Raw genomic sequence first — 18517 nt, 5'->3', positions numbered from 1 at the left:
TTCGAGTCCTGTTCGGGGAGCCATATGGAGAGGTGTCCGAGTTGGCCGAAGGAGCACGATTGGAAATCGTGTAGGCGCCAAAAGCGTCTCGAGGGTTCGAATCCCTCTCTCTCCGCCAGCTCTTATAATAGATATGTGGCCCGTTGGTCAAGGGGTTAAGACACCTCCCTTTCACGGAGGTAACAGGGGTTCGAATCCCCTACGGGTCATAGTAGTATGGAGGCTTAGCTCAGCTGGGAGAGCATCTGCCTTACAAGCAGAGGGTCGGGGGTTCGATCCCCTCAGCCTCCACCATTAATAATATTGAGAAGTACCTTCAATGTCGCGGGGTGGAGCAGTTCGGTAGCTCGTCGGGCTCATAACCCGAAGGTCGTAGGTTCAAATCCTGCCCCCGCAATTAATTTCCTGATGGAAATGCCTCTGGAACTGTGGTGTAGAGGCCTAACATGCCTGCCTGTCACGCAGGAGATCGCGGGTTCGAATCCCGTCAGTTCCGCCATTTAACTTAATATGCCGGTGTAGCTCAACTGGTAGAGCAACTGACTTGTAATCAGTAGGTTGGGGGTTCAAGTCCTCTCGCCGGCACCATTTTGGAGGATTAGCGAAGTGGCCAAACGCATCAGACTGTAAATCTGCTCCCTTACGGGTTCGGTGGTTCGAATCCATCATCCTCCACCAGTTTTATTATTATGGTGGTCGTGACAAATGGATTAACGTACCGAATTGTGGCTACGGCATTCGTGGGTCCAAGGCCCATTGATCGCCCTGTTAAATACATAATGGGGATTAGCCAAGCGGTAAGGCAACGGACTTTGACTCCGTCATGCATAGGTTCAAATCCTATATCCCCAGCCATTAAGAGCCATTAGCTCAGTTGGTAGAGCACCTGACTTTTAATCAGGGTGTCGAAGGTTCGAGTCCTTCATGGCTCACCATTATCATTGTATGCGCGTGTGGCGGAATTGGCAGACGCACTAGACTTAGGATCTAGCGTCTTTGACGTGGGGGTTCAAGTCCCTCCACGCGCATATTGTTTTTGCGGACGTGGCTCAGCGGTAGAGCATCGCCTTGCCAAGGCGAGGGTCGCGGGTTCGATTCCCGTCGTCCGCTCCATATTTGCGCCCTTAGCTCAGCTGGATAGAGCGTTTGACTACGAATCAAAAGGCCGGGAGTTCGAATCTCTCAGGGCGCGCCATTAATTTCATAAGCCGGTGTGGCGGAATTGGCAGACGCGCGCGACTCAAAATCGTGAGGGAAACCGTGGAGGTTCGAGTCCTCTCACCGGCATCTATTACGGGATGTAGCTCAGCTTGGTAGAGCACCTGGTTTGGGACCAGGGGGTCGCATGTTCAAATCGTGTCATCCCGACCATTTTTTTGCGGGTGTAGTTCAATGGTAGAACTCCAGCCTTCCAAGCTGGTAGCGTGGGTTCGATTCCCATCACCCGCTTTATATAGATGAAAAAAGAGACGGCTTATGCCATCTCTTTTTTTTGTACTTTTAAAAAATATCGTGTTCTAGTCAATAAAGCTCAAGAGTTAGAACATTATAGTCTAAATCGATGAGATTGCAATTGTTATACTTCATCGATTTACACAGACTGGTTACTCATCGTCCTTACTAAGCTAACATGCCCCGTTAGTTGCCCCACTATTTTAAAACTCCTTTTCTAATTCAAGTCGCTCGGAGCTCCAATCCCATAACTCGATAGCACGATTGTAGTTGTATGATTTCTCTGAAGATTTGATTTCTTTGGATCCGTCCCACTTTGAATAGAGTTGGTGAGTACAAGCTTTGTTAGACCATTTCCTGATTGTTTGGTTGTACGAATGCTGGAACGAAACGGAGTAATGGCATTACATTATTCCACATAAATTGCAGGAAGAAGAATAGGAAACTGGGGAATAATAGTTTCACCTCTAAAAACCGAATTTGGCCCAAAGGCCGAATATCGGTTTTTTTGTTTCATGAGTGCCAAGCCAACATTTTAAAGAAAATAAACGCTATGTTTTCAGAGTGATCAGTTTAGTTCTAATAGACGCTAGTGATCCACCGTTGCTAATTATTCTGCACGTGTGTTTATTCTCTAGACCTGCTGATAACAGGATACGTTAAGTGTGTGATTATGAATCTTCTACATAGTCCAAAAATAGCAATAATTTGAATCTGAATTCATAAGAGTGAAAGAAAAGTATTTCCTTTATTACACACTTAGTCTCTACCACACTTTGCGAAGGTTGTTTATTTATTGTTATACGAATTATTTTTTGATCTAATAGAACTATTTCAACCTTTTCCCTTGATGTCGATATAATTGAGGGTCACAAAAGTGTATTCTTTTAGGCAAATGGAGATCAACTCGCTAAAACGAAAAATATGTAGGTTGCGAATCAGAATTGTCTTATTGAACAGGAGGGGTGTACTAGAAAAAAGACTCATTACGAAACTCAGAATTGAGGAAAAACGGAGGTTATGTTATGGACAAAAAGAATGATAAAAGTTGCTGGATGAAGTGATTGACCATAAGTCTTGCGATTACAAGCAGCAAGGTATAAACATTAGGAGGATAATCAATATGAATTCATTCAAGAAAACGAAGAGCTTGATCAGCGCCCTGACCGGGGCTGCACTATTATTCTCACTACCAATAACGGCAGGCGCGGAGAGCAATATCAACTATACAGGCATGTTCCTGGGCTATGACGGAAGTGTAAACACCAGCCCTGTCTGGACCTACAACCCTGACATTGTCTCCTATGATCTGCTGAACTGGAACCAGGGGGGCACCGATGCAGCCTCCATTACCTCTAATAGCGCCTCTGCCATCCAAGACCTAGGAAAAATAGTCACCGTTTCCACCCACATGCCCAATCCCCAGGGTGGAAATGTAAACGCCCCGATGTCTGAGTCCGATTTTAATATCTTGGCCAATACAGACATTTCATCCATCAATTCGTCCAGCCCTGCATGGCTGCAAAATTATAAGGCCCAGGTTGACAATGTTGTGACCGGTCTGCAAAAGTTTAACTCATCCCCCGTTTACTACAGACCCTTCCATGAAATGAACGGAGGCTGGTTCTGGTGGGGAAACAAGAATACGACAGACTATAAGAACCTGTACGTCAATCTGTACAATTACATCGTGACGACCAATGGCATGTCCAGCGTCAATTTTGTCTATGCCCCAAATAAAGGAGCTAACGCGGCTGCTTATTACCCCGGCTCTAGCTATGTCACATGGATTGGCATCGATGCTTACAGCGATGATCCGTCCAATGACAATGAAATCAAGATGGCTTACAATGACATTAAAGGACTTGGCAAAACTTACGGCTTTTGCGAAATTGGACCAGCCGTGGGTGGCGACCATGTGGATCGCAACAATAATCAGCTCAAGGAATTCGATTATTCGCTTTGGAACAACGCCCTGAATGAAGTCTACACTGGAGCAAGCTTCTTTATCACCTGGGATGGCGCTTATGCTCCGCAGAATAACACAAACGGCAGCGTGCTGTTTACAAAGGAGAGCTCCCAGTAAGTGCCTAGCGCCCGGCGTCCAGGCAGCACGGCATCAAGGCGTTAATCCCAAGCTGACCGCAGAGCCTTGGGAGAGTGGGACGTTTTCAAGAACGACAACAAAAAGCACCACCTTAATGAATTGGCCCCTGATAGACTAAAAAGACCCAAAAGACACGACCTCCTGTTAGGAGAACGGGTCTTTTGGGTCTACGCAGCAACATGCGAGTATGCTCGTTAAATATCGGTTGGTCAGATGCGGACTTCCGTCTCGTCCGGAACGAACTGACGATATTGAAAATACATACGGAGCCGCCAGTGTAACAACGTCCCGAAGGCTAGTATGAAAAATAGCCCTGCTGTTTGCGGGATGGTAATGTAATGCTGAATAAATTCATGCAGCAGCAATCGGACGATCAGCAGGCTGATCAGGATAAAAAAGAAGGTGCGCGAGCGTTGCACGAAAACCAGCCCTTCTTGTAACTCAAATTTGGTGCTGCGGATCAACGGGTAGGAAAAAATAAACCAGCCGATCAGAAAAGCGCCCAGCGCCCAAAGCCAGGGAACCCGTACTTCTGGCACCACAAACATCATAAAGCCAGTGCTCATGCCGAGCGGAGGAATGATGATTTTTTTGGCATTAATCGGGCGATGACCTGTCTTCATACGGATGAAAATAGCCGATATAGCGATTAAGATCATACCGAAAGTTGCGCCATATTGCAGCAATGGGGTGCTGATATGAAACATGGACTGGCCCCCTCTATAAGGAATATAAGCGTTATTGGACAGACTGCAAACCTTTTACATTATAGCACATATGCAATGGATATATTTAGTTACAGTCTTTCCTCCGGCAAGCGGATTATACGCCTTTTGGTGGTAACCGGCCCTATAATCGGGTCTCTTTCATCTTATGCGAGTTCTTGTGCTTGTACCTCACCTGCGGCTGATTTTTTCTCTTGGCGCATGATATAAACCATCGCTGCAATAATAAGGATAAAAGCAATGAGTGCGAGAAACGGAATGGTGATGAAATCCAACCAGTTCAAATAATCCTGTTCACAGGACACTCTGCCGCAGGCCGTTGAAGTTTGTGTGGCAGCTTTGGCGGCTGCATGGATGCGCTGAATAATAAAATGATAGGCCGAAATCGCACCACCGATGACAGCTAATGGCATAACGTAAACACGTATTTTCGTATCGCCTCGAAAATATGCGATTCCGAGCAGAAGGGTCAGGGGATACATTGAAATGCGCTGAAACCAGCACAGCTTACAAGGCTCATACCCCAAGATTTCGCTGAGATACAGACTGCCCAATGTCGCCACACAAGCTACTACCCACGCGGCAAATAAAGCAATATCCGTTTTTTTAAACGATCCGATCATAGTAACGCTCCTTTTTAAATTCAAATGAGAACAGTATGAACTCATCGTGTCTTGTCCCATCGGCAGGCATTTGCCGATATGCATGTCTTTATCCGTATTGTACTGTATTTTGAGTGCGGGGTCATACTTAAACATATTGACATCATTCACTATCATTTTTATAATTGCAGTAGTTTGGGAAGTTAATAAAGATTCAAGATATATATTAAGAAATTAGGAGTGTGCCCAGAATGTCGAGCAGCCGGAAAAATGAAACCCTATCTGTTATTAGTGAAAGACACGCGGTAAAAAGCTATGTAAAGGATTTTAAAATGCCAGAGGAAGATCTGGAAGCTATCTTGACTGCTGCGGTAGAAGCTCCTTCCGCTTGGAACCTTCAACATTGGAAATTCCTTGTTATCGAAAGTGAAGCGGACAAACAAAAATTGCTGCCTATCGCCTACAACCAAGGTCAAGTAGCAGAGAGCTCTGTTACGATTGCCGTACTGGGTGATTTGGAAGCCAACCGCAATGCTGTCATTTATGATCAAGCAGTAGAAGCAGGCGCATTGCCAGCGGAAATCCGTGACGCATTGGTAGGTCAAATCAATGGTGCTTATCAAAACCCGCAGGTAGCTCGCGATGCAGCGATCCTGAACTCTGCTCTTGCAGCACAAAACATTATGCTGGCTGCTAAATCTTTGGGCTACGATACTTGCGCAATGGGCGGATTTATTCCAGCACAATTGATCGAGCAATTCAATATTCCAGCACGATACCTGCCAACCATGCTCATTAGTGTAGGTAAGGCACAAGTGCCAGCACGTCCATCAGGACGTTTCCCACTGTCTGACGTTGTTGTAAAAGGCAGCTTCTAAGAAGAATAGTGAATATAAAAGGGTGTTCCTGCAACCATTTGTGGTGGGGAACACCCTTTTTTACGTCGTTTTAAACTGTCAAAATCCTTTTGTATCGTACCTTGTTTAGTCCGAGCGTTTGGACACGAGATATACCAGCTCCAGCGTCAGGATCGGCAGAAAAACAGAAGCTGGATAGGCCAGATAGCGCGGCTCCCACTGCGGCTTGAATTTATCCTTAAAGCGTCGAAGTCCCTGGAAGCCGTAAAAATGCCCCCCGTATTGAAAAACGAGTCGAGCCAGCTTTTCCTCGCGCAATGCCTTTTCGCTTTGTCCTACCTGGGACAGCGGGGCCATGCCCAGGTTAAATGTCGTATATCCACTTTCCTTGGCCCACTCAATGACCCGTGTGAATAAGTAATCCATCGTTCCATTGGGTGTGTCGGGCAGGTGACGCATCAGGTCGATAGAGACCGTCTGCCCATGATCATAAGCTGGGGCCATCGTAGCGAAAGCAATGACCTTCCCTTCAGAGTCCTTCAGCAATGCAATTGGAGCCAACTGAAGGTAAGATTCTTTGAACCAGCCGAGAGAATATCCCTTCTCCTTGCGCCCATCCAGCCAAATATCCGAAATATGACGCATCTCCTCAATTAATGACGTCTCTAGAGGCGGCTGGACCATTTCGAATGAATAGCCTTCGCGGTCAAAGCGATTTTTGGCGCTGCGCAGCGCCTGATTGCTTTTGCCCGTTAGTGTAAAGGACTCCAGCGGCACGAGCGCTTCCTCGCCCAATTTAAAAAAGCGATAGCCGTTCTCGTGATAGATGGACAAATATTCCGGTGATGCTTGGTAAAATACAGCCGTCAATGCATATCGATCCGCGAACCGTTGGAATTCCTGAATGGCTTCACTCACACGTTCTTTTGGACCGAGAGGGTCACCTAATACAATCAGTTTGTCCCGGCTGCGAGCATAGGGGAGAACCACCTGTTCATCCTTGGTCCAATACAGATATTTATCGCCCAGAAAAAGCATATGAGAAACGAGGTTACCACCCTGTCGTTCCAAAAATTCCTTTAGCTTAACCAGCTCCTGTGCGTCGGGTAGATTGCTGATGCTACGCTGAGGACGAAGAAAGAAATACACCGTCAGGAATACCCATGCCAAAATCAAACTAAATACGGCTGTAACTCCGTAATCGCTGCGGTTCATAAAAAAGTCCAGATGGACCTTGGCATGTATATGACGCATAAATGGTGTATTGGAGCCTGCCCCGATCATAAAATAAGCGCCGGTTACGAGTAGAGATAATCCGCCCCATATTAAAATGTTGTGCCGATTCAGCGGCGCACTGACCCGATAAAACCGTGAACGCGAAATCCACAGCATTAATGCCACGAACAGCAGGAAAAAGGCTTCTTCAAAATCCAGACCTTTAGTGAAGGTGAAAATGGCTCCTGTCAGCAGCAGTATCAAGGTCAGCCGCAATGCTCTGCGAATACGCAGAGAGATTCCGTGGGACAGAACGACAAGCATAATTCCGATGATGACCGAGATTTCGTGCGATAAGCGCATAACGGGCAGGCTGAGCAAATGTTCAGCAAAACGGAGCCGATACAACAGACCAGGCGTAGCGGCCGACAACAGAAGCACCACGCCGGAGATGAGTACCAGTTTCCCAAGTGCCCATACCCCCAGATCGGCCAAAAACCGGAATTGACCAGGCCAGCCCCATACCTTCTGCCAGGCATTAAGGGAGTAATCCCAGCCTGTCTCAGCGAGCTGGCTCAAGCGCTCATTACGCGGAATCATTTCCAGCGCGGCTAATACCAAGCCGATGAGCCACGGAATGATGTAATAAAAGACGCGAAAGACCAGCAGCACAGCCAGCGCCCGGTCCGAGTTGGCTCCTGCCATTTGCAGCCCGAGCAGGGCGATAATATCGAATGCACCGACTCCTCCGGGTGCAAGACTGATTAACCCCGCAATTGCGGCTATTACATAAATACCGAACACAGCATGGAGCGGCAGCTCATGGAGCAAGTGCGAGCCGATCCATGCAAAGGTAAGACCAGCCAGCAGCCATTCCAGCAGAGAGGCGCCAATGGAGGCAGAGATGGTGAACCAGGAGAGCTGTCCTTCTCCCTTGTTGAACCATGTGGCATACCTTTTGGAGCGCTGCATGATCAGAAATAGAGGCAGGTAAAGTGCCATTCCCCATAGCGCCCAATGAAGCCATGGGTGAGCATCCAGCACAGGCTGCACCGGATACAGATGGACAATAGCACCCCAAGCTAGCAAAGATAGTCCGGTAATGACGACAGGCGAAAGAAATACGACTGCCGAGGTAATGACACCCAATGGCACACCGCTCTTTTTATACAGCACAGTGCGCAGTCCAGCTCCCGTAAAGCCTGCAAAGCCGAAGACATTATTGAAGGTATTGGATATCCAGGCGTACCGGAATGTCGTTCCAGGCTTGACTTGAAGCTTGAAATGATGCCTGATTACATAATCGTAAGCACTCATAGCAGCCACGGCTACCACGGAGAACAAGCCAATTTCGATGAGAAACGTGGCGTCCATTCGCCGTAGCTCATGAAGCATCCGTGCCAGATTAAAGTCTTTTAGCTCTCGTCCAGCCTCCCATATAATAAAAGCCAGTACAGCCAGCGGTAGCAAAATACGCGTCAATCGCTGCCTGTAGATGGTCATCATGTACTGTACGATTTTAAAGGATTGGAACGGTTTGTGATTTGAATTCATAGATTCACCTGCTTGAAAAGGATAAGATTGAGACTGATAATGCGCGAAAACTTCCTGCCCAAATAAAAGGCTTCGTTATATTATACCTGTAATAATAGCTTGAATAACAACAGAAGGGTTACGAAATGGGAGTTCAGATTGATTGCTGTAAATAATTCCAATATAATGATGGAATACCTAGTAAATTGCTTGGCAATGGAGCTGACTGAACATGAGTATATGGGATCGCAATCTTTTTATACGTCGATTGGAGCTATTGTGGCCTCCAGATGCTGACAGGAGCCAATACCCTTTTAACTTAAAGGCTCTTCAACAGTGGAATGAACTCAAATTCCATCCTTCCGTTACCTATATTGTTGGAGAAAACGGTGTAGGTAAATCAACGCTTATGGAGGCAATCGCGGTCGCGTGGGGGTTTAATCCAGAGGGTGGCACTAAAAATTTCAACTTTTCTACACAAGCCACGCATTCCTCGTTGCATGAGCATATCCGGTTGGTGAGAGGGGTTGAAAAACCGAGGGATGGCTTCTTTTTCCGGGCGGAGAGCTACTATAATGTGGCGACTCATATTGACGAGCTGGATCGAGAAGGAGGAGGGCGACCCATTCGGGATTCGTACGGGGGGAAGTCGCTGCATGAGCAGTCGCATGGCGAGTCTTTTTTTGCTGCATTTGTGCATCGGTTTGGGGGACAAGGATTGTATATTTTGGATGAGCCAGAGGCAGCGCTATCGCCTTTGCGTCAGATGGCCATGCTTGCCCGGATTCATGAGCTTGTGCAGCAGGGATCACAGTTTATCATTTCTACCCATTCTCCCATCTTGATGTCTTATCCAGATTCGGTCCTGTATCATCTGACACATGAAGGGATCGACACACGGACGCTAGAGGAAACCGATCATTTTATCATTACCAAACAATTTCTGAATAACAAGGAAAGGTTATTGCAGGAGCTATTCGAAGATTCACCATAAGGATATAGTAAGTTTGGTAGTATCCACTTTGATGAGGAGGAAACCGTATGAGTTCAAATCTCGATGTAGTTATTCAGCGGATATCGGCTTTCAAGGTAGCAGCGCTGACTGCGCGAGCCCCTTTTGCCGAATTGGGTGATGAGGTACGCAGACAGTGGCAACAAGTGCAACAGAACGTCCCAGAGAACCACTCCGGTCGTCTGAACGCGGATATGGGCTATGTGTTAACTCCCCAATGGACAGTTGTTGAGGAGAACGGAAGTACTGCGGTCAAGGTGGGCGTTAAAGTGTCCTCGTGGAATGAAGTACCGGATAGTCTTGAACGCATCGAGGTGCCCGAAGGAGAGTATGCAGTGACCCGTTTTCAGGGAGATCGAGAACGATTAAATACGATTTATGATGATCTATTTGCTTGGTTGGACCGTAATGGCTATGAGCGTAATACGACAGAGGGGGTATATTGGATCGAGTCGAATCGACTAAAGCCGGTGAATCCTTTTGATATTCCATCCGCAGAAATTCAGAAATTTGATTATGATATTGCGATTGCTATTGTACAAAAATAAAGGGGTAACATTCAGGGGTATCGGAAGTATTTTATGATTGTTATTTGCCTCCCACTCTATTAATATAATGAAGAGTTTTACTGAAATGGTTGCAAAATAAGAATTTCGTATACGAAATAAAGAACCTGAGGAGGACAAAACGCAACATGTCGGATTCACAACAATTGAAAATGGGGCCGCTCGTCATTTTGATGATTAATATGTTTATTGCCATGCTGGGAATTGGACTCATTATTCCGATTCTCCCCAAGTTCATGGGTTCCTTGGGAGGCAGTGGTGAAACGGGAGGCTATCTGGTTGCCGTGTTTGGCTTGACCCAGTTTATATTTTCGCCGTTAGCGGGGGAATGGTCCGATAAATACGGACGTAAAAAAATGATTATTATCGGTCTGGTCATCATGACGGTGTCTTCTGTATTGTTTGCAATTGGACACTCATTGACCATGCTGTATATTTCCCGTTTGCTTGGAGGCGCAGGAGCGGCATTTATGATCCCTCCAATGATGGCTTATATTGCCGACATCACAACAGTCCATAACCGAGGCAGAGGAATGGGGCTGTTGGGGGCCGCGATGTCGCTTGGTTTTGTGATTGGTCCTGGTGTAGGTGGTTTGCTGGCAGATATCTCGCTTCGTACACCCTTATACGTTTCGGCGGCGGTATCAGGTTTAGCGGCACTGATTTCATTGATTTTACTGCCCGAAACCTTGTCGTTGGAGAAGCAATTGAAGTTTCGAAATGTTAAGGTGAAACGGGACAATGTGATTAAACAGTTTGCGCTGTCTTTCCGCAAGCCGTACTTTATGCTGTTGATTATGATATTCACGTTAACCTTTGGCCTGACGCATTTTGAAACGATGTTTCCGTTCTTTGTAACAGGCAAGTTTCATTACAATGAACGTGATATTGCTATCATTATTACCGTAGGTGCGTTGGTCGGAACTATAATTCAAGCTGTGGTCATTAGTCCGATGTTGAACCGTTTTGGTGAAAAAGGTGTGATTATCGGTTCTTTTCTGTTTTCCGCGATTTCCCTTGTGCTTATGCTGCTCTCAGGGAACTTCTATTATGTACTCGGAGTATCGCTTATCTTCTTTACCGCTACGTCGTTGCTGCGACCAGCCATTAATACTGCTTTATCCAAAATGGCAGGGGATGAGCAGGGAGTTGCAGCCGGGATGAACAATGCTTATATGAGTATTGGTAATATCTTGGGACCTGCGCTCGCCGGTACACTGTTTGAGGTGCATATCAATTTGCCGTACATTTTTGGAGCGGTCATTCTCATGCTTAGTTTGGGGCTGGCTGTAAAATGGAAAAGCAGAGATACGCAATCCACAGCAGTTTAATATTATTTTTTCTGTAAAATAGTCTCTTTTGGTGTGAACTGTGGCGTTCTTATGAACTACTACAGATTACAGCGGAAGAGGCTATTTTTTTGCATACATAGCCAAATGTTAATGAAACGGCAGAATCTTGGGTAATAATGCATGATAAGTTTATAACCAGTTAGAAAGTAGAACTTAAAAGTCGGATAACTTGTGAGGAATACGCTAAAAGGAGCTGAGATCGGATGAAAGAGCGGAATGAGCAGTTATTTTATATAGGAACTTATGCGTCTCGTGAGGAAAGAGGAATTTATATAGGAGCTTTGCATACGGACAATGGTGATTTGCGTATGGTTGGAGGTGTGGAAGGAATCGAGAGACCTTCTTTTCTGGCACTGCATCCGAATGGGGCAGAGTTGTATGCTGCCAGTGAAACAGAACCAGGCGAACTGTACACGTATCAGGTGAACACCCAAACGGGGGAATTGCATCCTTTGGATCGAAAAGGAACGGAGGGCGCACATACTTGCTATGTATCCGTAACAACAGATGGACGATATGTGCTGGCTTCTAACTATTCTGGGGGCAATGCCGTTGTATTCCCTGCGACAGAAGCAGGAGGATTGGGAGACATGTCGGGGCAGGTTCAGCACACGGGGTCAGGGATTCGTCAGGACCGCCAGGATGCGCCACATCCACACTCGATTATTCCTGATCCTTCAGGACAGTATGCCATGGTATGTGATCTGGGGCTGGATCAGATTATAGTATATCGTTTGACCGAGGATGGGAAACTGGTGACCCACCGTGAGACAGGTTTGCCACCTGGTTCCGGCCCACGCCACCTGGTTTTTCATCCCTCAGGTCGATATGCCTTTGTCGCCAATGAATTGAATAATACCGTTACTGTGTTTGGTTATAACGAACGTAATGGTAAGCTTACCTTGCTGCAAAGTCTGTCCACACTGCCAGAAGGCATTATAGATGTAGAAAATACAGCAGCGGATATTCGAATTACATTCTGTGGACGTTTTCTGTATGTATCCAATCGAGGACATGACAGCATCGTACTCTACCATGTCGATCTAGACAGCGGCAAGCTGAAGACGATTGAATGGGTCGAGACTTTCGGCAGTACGCCGCGTAACTTCAACATCTTGTCTGGTTATTTGCTAGTGGCGAATCAAGAGGGAAACAACGTCGTATCCTTTGCTATTCATGGGGATGATGGAAGGCTGACCCGAACGGGACATGTATTGGAGGTTCCTTCACCAGTTTGTATTGAATCTGTACGCTAATTACACAGCGCATGGCAAAAAGAGGCCAGTAAAAGAGGAAGAGAAAGTAAAACACGGCGCTTTGTCTCCCACGAAAGGCATGGCAAAACGCCGTGTTCAGGTTTTGAAGGGGTCTAATTATTACTTGCTGCTATCGCCAGCTTCTACCGTTGCTGTTTTGGTATGGTTTTCGGCAGGTTTGTAGTACAAGCGGAACAGGATATCCTGGTTGTAGTTACCAAATCCAGTACCGAACAGGGTTACCCCGCCAATATGCTGGGCATCATCCAAAATGGCAATACGGAATTTCCATTGCTTCTGATCAATCAGCACGTCGCTTAGGGTCACATCGGATATCTGCTTGCCATCCATAAAGGTTCCTTCGGATGTAACGCGAAGTCTCTTAAGCAGACCATATTGATTGATAAAATCAGGCCACCATGAAGGTGTATATTTACCACGATTATCACCGAAATCCCCCGGGCTGGTCCAAGTGCCCAAATTCACATCATTTAGAAAAAACGTGATGTCTGAAGGCCAATTATCATTGGTAAAAGGGGCCTCCGATGATAATTCCATCGAAATTTCCAGTTCCTCAGCTTTTTGACTGGACAATAGGAAATTCGGCACTTTATAATCCATATACCCTTGGCTAAACCACAGAATTTTGGAATTGAAGCGCTCAGGGTCTAAGAACGAACGAGGCTCATCGAATTCTCCGATAATCTTTTCGACGGTGGCTAGGCCGCAGGTTGCCTGAATTTCAAAATCTGTAAAGTGTCCGACGGAAATCTCCGTCTGATGAAATTGCCGTACATCCTGCTGATAGCGTGGCATGGCGATTTCAATTTTGTCCGTAGCCAATGAGCATACCTTCTGAACCCCGCCTCGTCCGGGCAGCATTTTAGTCGAAATAATGGATGCTCTCTCCAGTTTCTTAACATGCATGGTCATAATCGCACTACTGAGTCCCAGGGCTTCCGCCAGCTCACGTATATTCATAGGCTTCTCCGCAAGCAGAACAATCATGTTCAGCCGAACCTCACTGGCCAGCGCTTCATAAACGGGAAGTGATTTTTCAGAAATGTCCAGTTGCATAGTTCCTCCAATTCTAACGCACATCATAAATTGATGGTAGTTTAACATATATGGATTTTTTCAATATTCATACATATAAAACGATATGATTTACATTTATATAAACAATATACCCTTTCCTTGATCGTTGGCACAAGCCTAACCCCGTAAAAAGCCAAAAATTGTTCAAAAAACAGGACACCCCATAAACTCTTTCTTTGTGTGTCGGGATGTCCTGTGATGGTATGTGATTTGCAGGATGTATACGGGATCTAATTTCAGGCGCAACGGGTGTTTAGGACCGCATATGTTCATCAGCCACAGAAGAATCAGCGGTTGTATCTTTGTCAGTTGCGTGTAATTCCTGATGCTGCGAAGCATCAGCCTTCATCAAGCTGGGATGACCCACATAAGGACGATCACTTCGCGAGCGGCCTCGGGTAAGTCGGAAGCCAATCAAGAACAGCACAAGCTGTGCAGCCAGTATGTAGGGAGACGCTTCTGGCCCAAGCCACTGAAACAGGGCGACAACGGCAATGACCATACATAACAGGCTTGTTGGGAAATGGGATGCCGTCACGTCCAGATCATTTTGTCTACGCAGGGTCATCAGACGATAGACATACAGCAAGGCGATCAAGCCAGAAACGAACCTTATCCATGCATACCCTATAAGCCATGATACAGATTGTGTGGTGTCGGGTAGACTAACATCGACATGACTGTAAGTCATCAGTTCCACAACCAGTCTTGAGGTCAACCAGACGATTCCCGCCAGCGTCAGCGGACCGGCCGCTGGGCGCAATAGCTTCCATAATGCTGTTCCCCAGCCTGGAGCATGGGATTCCAGCAGAACAAGTCGCCGTTCCTCGATCAGTTTGTTCATTTCACGCTCCAGTGACTTGAGAAGCAATTCCCGGCGGAATGGATCACATTCCCGAAGGGATGCTTGAACCTGCTCTTGAAGGTGAGGGGTCAAATAGGGGGCTGCTTTAGCCTCCTGAAGAGCATGGATTAGTCCATGCTGGTGCTGCTGCTTTTCGCTGTTGTTGATCGCGTTCTGGGTAGCAGTCTGGAGATAACCAGCTAACCGCCCATAGATACGCAGTGATTCCTGTAATTCTTCGAGCCGCTGCTGACGCGAATCCCGAAGCTGGGCTGCACTATGAACATACAGCCATACCAGCAAGGATAACGCCAGCAGGAAGGCGATCAGACCGGGTGAGATATATGCGGCTAATGCCGCGAAGTCCGTCGGGGACACCCGCAATCCCTCCTTCCATTGTTCTTTCTACACTATTGCACAGACCACACAGGCATTTCAAGGGCTTGTATATCTCTAAACCAAGAACTATGAAGTATTTTTTGGTAAAATAGACAAGATTACAGCAGGAAGGGAGATTCGGCATGAATAAAAATATAGATTTTGCAACAGAACATCATGAGACATCGAATCAACCGTACGAGCTGCTTCGCGTAGATTACGCCATTCCAGCCGTCGAGGAATATCGGGCTTTACGCAAGGAGGCTGGTTTGTCGCAAATTACGGAAGAAGCGGCAGCTAAGGGCTTGCCGAACAGCCTATTTGCTGTAACGCTACGGCTTGGACAGGAATTGATCGGGATGGGCCGGGTGAGCGGTGATGGCGGTGTGTTTTTTCTGGTTACGGATATTGCAGTCAAGCCTTCCCATCAGGGGAAGGGCTATGGACGTAAGCTTATGGAAGAGATTATGGAGTATTTGAAACGGGAGGTTCCGGCGGGCAGCTTTGCAACGCTGATTGCGGATAAGCCAGCCGACCGGTTATATGCGCAGTTCGGCTTCCAACTGGTCAGTCCAAGGTCGGAAGGGATGTATTGGCGACAGCCGGGAGGACTGTAAGCTGAAATCCTGCACGAGTTTGAGCTGGTTATAAAACGGATAAATAAAAGTAAGAAAATTATAGATAGGAAGAAGGCACGTTACTATGAAAGTGATTATTTTCGGAGCAACAGGAACAATTGGCAAAGCGTTAGTAAAGGAAGCAATCAAGCGTAAGTATGAGGTGACGGCGGCAGTGCGCGATCCGCAACGAGTGACAGAGCAAAATGAATATTTGACGGTGGTTCAGGCGGATATTCTAAACCCGAATTCCGTTACGGAGGTAGCCAAAGGGCACGATGCTATCATTAGCGCCTATGGTCCCAAGTTTGGAGCTGAGGAGGAATTGCTCGAAGCGACTCGTTCTTTACTGGAAGGAACTCGGCGTTCCGGTGCGGAGCGCATACTTGTCGTTGGCGGAGCGGGTAGTCTGAAAACAGAAAACGGTGAGCGTCTCATGGATACCGCTGAGTTTCCAGAGGAAGTGAAGCCACTGGCGGCGGCGCACGCTGATGCACTGGAGTTATACCGTGCTGCGGATGTAGACTGGACATATTGTAGTCCTGCCGGAATTATTGAACCGGGTAAACGTACAGGACAGTTTCGTATTGGCTTGGATCATTTGGTGGTTGATGAATTAGGTCATAGTCGCATCTCCGTCGAGGATTATGCGGTAGCCCTGATTGATGAGTTAGTAGAAGGGGAATTTGTCAATTCCCGCTTTACCGTCGGATATTAATCACAGGGATGGCTATATGGGAGGCGAATAAGCATGTATATGGTGACCGCCGAACAAATGCGGCAACTGGATCGGTACACGATTGATAAGCTGGGGATCCCGGCCCTGACCTTGATGGAAAATGCCGGGCGAGCAGTAGCTGACGAGGTACTGAAACTTTGTGCTGAGAGACGTGGAAAAAGCGGTGGCATAAATGAGGTTACACACACAGGAGCGGGGGATGTACCGGGACATGGCAGTGTTATACGGACGAATTCATCGAGCCGAGGGCGATATGATGTATGTGAACGAGCACACTGGTTTATTCTCGTTGGTAAAGGAAACAACGGCGGTGACGGACTGGTGGCAGCCCGCCATCTGACCGATGCAGGTCTGCGCGTCACCGTTGTGTATGCCGAGTCGCCTGAAACGCTACGCGGTGAAGCGGCTGCCCAGCGCGACATCATCGCGGCGCTGGATATCCCGGTTATCCTCTATAGTCGGGACAACCTCGAACTGCACGGTGCCTCCGGCATCGTCGATGCCCTGCTGGGCACGGGCACGCAAGGTCCACCGCGTGAACCCTATGCCTCGCTAATCCGCGAGGCCAATGCCAGCGGCGCGCCAATCGTGTCGGTAGACGTGCCTAGCGGCCTCGACGCCGACACAGGTGCACTGCACGAGCCGTGCATTCATGCGCGTGTCACCGTATGCCTCGCCTACTTGAAGTGTGGGCTCGCCCAATATCCGGGCGCCGGAAACGCTGGTGATGTGGTGGTACGCTACATCGGTATTCCGCCCAGACTTGCCCGTGAGCGCGGCGTACAGCTGCGGCTCCTGACCAGCGATACGCTGCGCGACGTGCTGGACGTGGATGTCAGCCGTAGCCGGGTGCCGGACGGGCACAAGGGCACCTACGGCCACGTTCTGGTCGCAGCAGGAAGTCTACGCATGAGCGGTGCGGGCCTGCTGGCCGCACGCGCCGCCTTGCGGATCGGCAGCGGCCTTGTGACGTGGGCGGTGCCCGAGGCACTGCTTCCGCACGTCATTGGTGCCGCGCCGGAGCTGATGCTCGCTGCCGCAGCAACAGACGGAGACGGCGAATGGAACGCCGACTCCGCAGCCGAGCTGCTACAGCTCGCGCAGGCGGGCGATGTGCTGGCCGTCGGGCCCGGCCTCGGCCGCTTCGCAGGGGACACTGGCTGGCTGCGCCGGCTGTGGGAGGAATACAGCGGTCCGCTCGTGCTTGATGCGGACGCCTTGAACATCCTTGCCTCGGCGGGGCCTGAGCTGGATGCCTGGAAGTCGAGGGATGCGGCGGTCGTGCTAACGCCGCATCCCGGTGAAATGGCTCGCCTGCTGGGCATACCGACAGCAGAGGTGCAGCGTGACCGTATCAGCCATGCCCGGGAATACGCCCAGGCACGCGGAGTCACGCTGGTGCTCAAGGGAGCACGCACGGTCATCGCGTGTCCCGATGGAACGGCCTACGTCAATACCACAGGCCATGCCGGCATGGCGACAGGCGGTGCCGGCGATGTGCTGACAGGCATCATCGCAGGGTTGTTGGCCCAAGGCTTGAACGCTTCGCAGGCAGCAGCCTTTGGCGTGTATCTGCATGGCGCGGCTGGGGAAACGGCCGCGCGCGAACGCCGGCATCCCGCCTCAGTGGTAGCTGGCGATATTATTGAAGCCCTATAATCCATAGCAGTAGTGGCAGGAGGAAGGCCAGCATGATCTGTACTCCATATTCACGGTTCAGCCAGTGCCTTCCCCCATAATAAAGCAGTGTAATCCCTGCACCTGCTATGCCGTTGCTCCATGATATGCCCGTTCCAGCAGGCGACATCAAAGAGCCTAGCAGGAGAAAGACACTGAACCCTACGGCAAGGTATAGCGTGAACTGCTCAGGCTTGCGAAGCCAGGGTAAAAGATCACGTAGCGCATCAGCGGCAAGAGCCGCCGGAAGGGCAAAGCCATAGGCCCACAACTGCGCGGTCAGTTCACCGCTATTGCCTGCTATACTCACAGGCAATCCCGTTATTTCCTCTGTCAGATAGCAGTAGACCCATAAGAGACCAAAAACCAATCCTCCACAGGCTAGCTTATTCAGTGCATAACAACCAAGCTCCATTCGCCAAGGCATTTTGGAATTAAATTCATTCCAAGGCTGTCTCATATTGCGATTCCCTCCTCATTTCAATCG

General features: G+C 48.4%; 15 protein-coding genes and 15 tRNA genes. 24 read left to right on the top strand and 6 right to left on the bottom strand.

Translation table 11 applies throughout. From position 1 onward, the window contains the following. Positions 1-26: 26 nt before the first annotated feature. The 16 genes from OIU26_RS22550 (at position 27) to OIU26_RS22475 (ending at position 3538) form a co-directional block, all read left to right on the top strand. Positions 27-118, top strand: a tRNA-Ser gene (locus OIU26_RS22550). Positions 119-137: 19 nt separating this feature from the next. After that, a tRNA-Glu gene (locus OIU26_RS22545) sits at positions 138-209 on the top strand. 9 nt (positions 210-218) lie between these two features. Next, positions 219-294: transfer RNA gene (locus tag OIU26_RS22540), tRNA-Val, on the top strand. 29 nt (positions 295-323) lie between these two features. Further along, positions 324-397: transfer RNA gene (locus OIU26_RS22535), tRNA-Met, on the top strand. 25 nt (positions 398-422) lie between these two features. Then, positions 423-499, top strand: a tRNA-Asp gene (locus OIU26_RS22530). Between the two features lie 13 nt (positions 500-512). Next, positions 513-588, top strand: a tRNA-Thr gene (locus tag OIU26_RS22525). 4 nt (positions 589-592) lie between these two features. Then, a tRNA-Tyr gene (locus OIU26_RS22520) sits at positions 593-678 on the top strand. Between the two features lie 102 nt (positions 679-780). Further along, a tRNA-Gln gene (locus OIU26_RS22515) sits at positions 781-855 on the top strand. Between the two features lie 4 nt (positions 856-859). After that, positions 860-935: transfer RNA gene (locus tag OIU26_RS22510), tRNA-Lys, on the top strand. 12 nt (positions 936-947) lie between these two features. Continuing rightward, positions 948-1028 (top strand) — tRNA-Leu (locus OIU26_RS22505). Between the two features lie 10 nt (positions 1029-1038). Continuing rightward, positions 1039-1113 (top strand) — tRNA-Gly (locus OIU26_RS22500). Between the two features lie 5 nt (positions 1114-1118). Continuing rightward, a tRNA-Arg gene (locus tag OIU26_RS22495) sits at positions 1119-1195 on the top strand. A 12-nt stretch (positions 1196-1207) separates the two neighbouring features. Beyond that, positions 1208-1287 (top strand) — tRNA-Leu (locus tag OIU26_RS22490). Between the two features lie 7 nt (positions 1288-1294). Then, positions 1295-1371 (top strand) — tRNA-Pro (locus OIU26_RS22485). Positions 1372-1378: 7 nt separating this feature from the next. Further along, positions 1379-1449 (top strand) — tRNA-Gly (locus tag OIU26_RS22480). 1126 nt (positions 1450-2575) lie between these two features. Further along, positions 2576-3538: a glycosyl hydrolase gene (locus tag OIU26_RS22475; RefSeq protein ID WP_264218077.1), complete on the top strand. Its 963-nt coding sequence runs from the start codon at positions 2576-2578 to the stop codon at positions 3536-3538. Positions 3539-3768: 230 nt separating this feature from the next. Here OIU26_RS22475 and OIU26_RS22470 read toward each other — a convergent pair whose 3' ends face one another. Both OIU26_RS22470 and OIU26_RS22465 read right to left on the bottom strand, forming a co-directional pair. Continuing rightward, the gene (locus OIU26_RS22470; protein WP_040102282.1) at positions 3769-4266 is read right to left on the bottom strand and encodes a CcdC family protein; all 498 of its coding nucleotides are present in this window, start codon (positions 4264-4266) and stop codon (positions 3769-3771) included. Positions 4267-4430: 164 nt separating this feature from the next. Beyond that, positions 4431-4907, bottom strand: a complete 477-nt coding sequence (locus OIU26_RS22465) for a disulfide oxidoreductase (protein WP_264218076.1) — start codon at positions 4905-4907, stop codon at positions 4431-4433. Positions 4908-5137: 230 nt separating this feature from the next. On the opposite strand from OIU26_RS22465, the gene OIU26_RS22460 reads away from it, so the two are divergent. Continuing rightward, positions 5138-5764 carry a nitroreductase family protein gene (locus tag OIU26_RS22460; protein ID WP_013369121.1) on the top strand — a complete coding sequence of 209 codons (627 nt, stop codon included), beginning with the start codon at positions 5138-5140 and terminating at the stop codon, positions 5762-5764. Positions 5765-5869: 105 nt separating this feature from the next. Here OIU26_RS22460 and mprF read toward each other — a convergent pair whose 3' ends face one another. Then, a complete protein-coding gene (mprF, locus tag OIU26_RS22455) occupies positions 5870-8512 on the bottom strand; it encodes a bifunctional lysylphosphatidylglycerol flippase/synthetase MprF (protein ID WP_264218075.1) in 2643 nt (880 codons plus the stop codon). Positions 8513-8723: 211 nt separating this feature from the next. On the opposite strand from mprF, the gene OIU26_RS22450 reads away from it, so the two are divergent. From OIU26_RS22450 to OIU26_RS22435, 4 genes are all read left to right on the top strand, one after another. After that, positions 8724-9485 (top strand): AAA family ATPase, encoded by a 762-nt coding sequence (locus OIU26_RS22450; protein WP_013369123.1) that lies wholly within the window; start codon positions 8724-8726, stop codon positions 9483-9485. Positions 9486-9532: 47 nt separating this feature from the next. Beyond that, positions 9533-10051: a GyrI-like domain-containing protein gene (locus OIU26_RS22445; RefSeq protein WP_137077714.1), complete on the top strand. Its 519-nt coding sequence runs from the start codon at positions 9533-9535 to the stop codon at positions 10049-10051. A 146-nt stretch (positions 10052-10197) separates the two neighbouring features. Beyond that, entirely contained in the window at positions 10198-11400 is a 1203-nt protein-coding gene (locus OIU26_RS22440; protein WP_013369125.1) for an MFS transporter, read from the top strand. Between the two features lie 224 nt (positions 11401-11624). Beyond that, positions 11625-12677 (top strand): lactonase family protein, encoded by a 1053-nt coding sequence (locus OIU26_RS22435; protein WP_264218074.1) that lies wholly within the window; start codon positions 11625-11627, stop codon positions 12675-12677. A 120-nt stretch (positions 12678-12797) separates the two neighbouring features. On the opposite strand, the gene OIU26_RS22430 is transcribed toward OIU26_RS22435, so the two are convergent. Both OIU26_RS22430 and OIU26_RS22425 read right to left on the bottom strand, forming a co-directional pair. Then, positions 12798-13754 carry an ArsR/SmtB family transcription factor gene (locus OIU26_RS22430; protein ID WP_025676046.1) on the bottom strand — a complete coding sequence of 319 codons (957 nt, stop codon included), beginning with the start codon at positions 13752-13754 and terminating at the stop codon, positions 12798-12800. A 274-nt stretch (positions 13755-14028) separates the two neighbouring features. Further along, complete coding sequence (locus tag OIU26_RS22425; protein ID WP_264218073.1) at positions 14029-14997, bottom strand: hypothetical protein; 969 nt, start codon at positions 14995-14997, stop codon at positions 14029-14031. Between the two features lie 143 nt (positions 14998-15140). Here OIU26_RS22425 and OIU26_RS22420 point away from each other — a divergent pair, with 143 nt between their 5' ends. The 3 genes from OIU26_RS22420 to OIU26_RS22410 all read left to right on the top strand — a co-directional run bounded on the left by OIU26_RS22420 (position 15141) and on the right by OIU26_RS22410 (position 18012). Continuing rightward, complete coding sequence (locus OIU26_RS22420; protein WP_264218072.1) at positions 15141-15614, top strand: GNAT family N-acetyltransferase; 474 nt, start codon at positions 15141-15143, stop codon at positions 15612-15614. An 85-nt stretch (positions 15615-15699) separates the two neighbouring features. Then, a complete protein-coding gene (locus tag OIU26_RS22415; protein ID WP_013369130.1) occupies positions 15700-16332 on the top strand; it encodes an NAD(P)-dependent oxidoreductase in 633 nt (210 codons plus the stop codon). Between the two features lie 33 nt (positions 16333-16365). Next, positions 16366-18012: an NAD(P)H-hydrate dehydratase gene (locus OIU26_RS22410; RefSeq protein ID WP_264218071.1), complete on the top strand. Its 1647-nt coding sequence runs from the start codon at positions 16366-16368 to the stop codon at positions 18010-18012. Here OIU26_RS22410 and OIU26_RS22405 read toward each other — a convergent pair. Next, the gene (locus OIU26_RS22405) at positions 17996-18490 is read right to left on the bottom strand and encodes a hypothetical protein (RefSeq protein ID WP_264218070.1); all 495 of its coding nucleotides are present in this window, start codon (positions 18488-18490) and stop codon (positions 17996-17998) included. The genes OIU26_RS22410 and OIU26_RS22405 overlap by 17 nt on opposite strands. Positions 18491-18517: the final 27 nt, after the last annotated feature.

This window comes from Paenibacillus sp. BT-177, assembly GCF_025846815.2.
GTDB lineage: Bacteria > Bacillota > Bacilli > Paenibacillales > Paenibacillaceae > Paenibacillus > Paenibacillus polymyxa_C.
The sequence above is the reverse complement of the archived record's forward strand: the minus strand, read 5'-3'. Positions and strand labels throughout refer to the sequence as shown.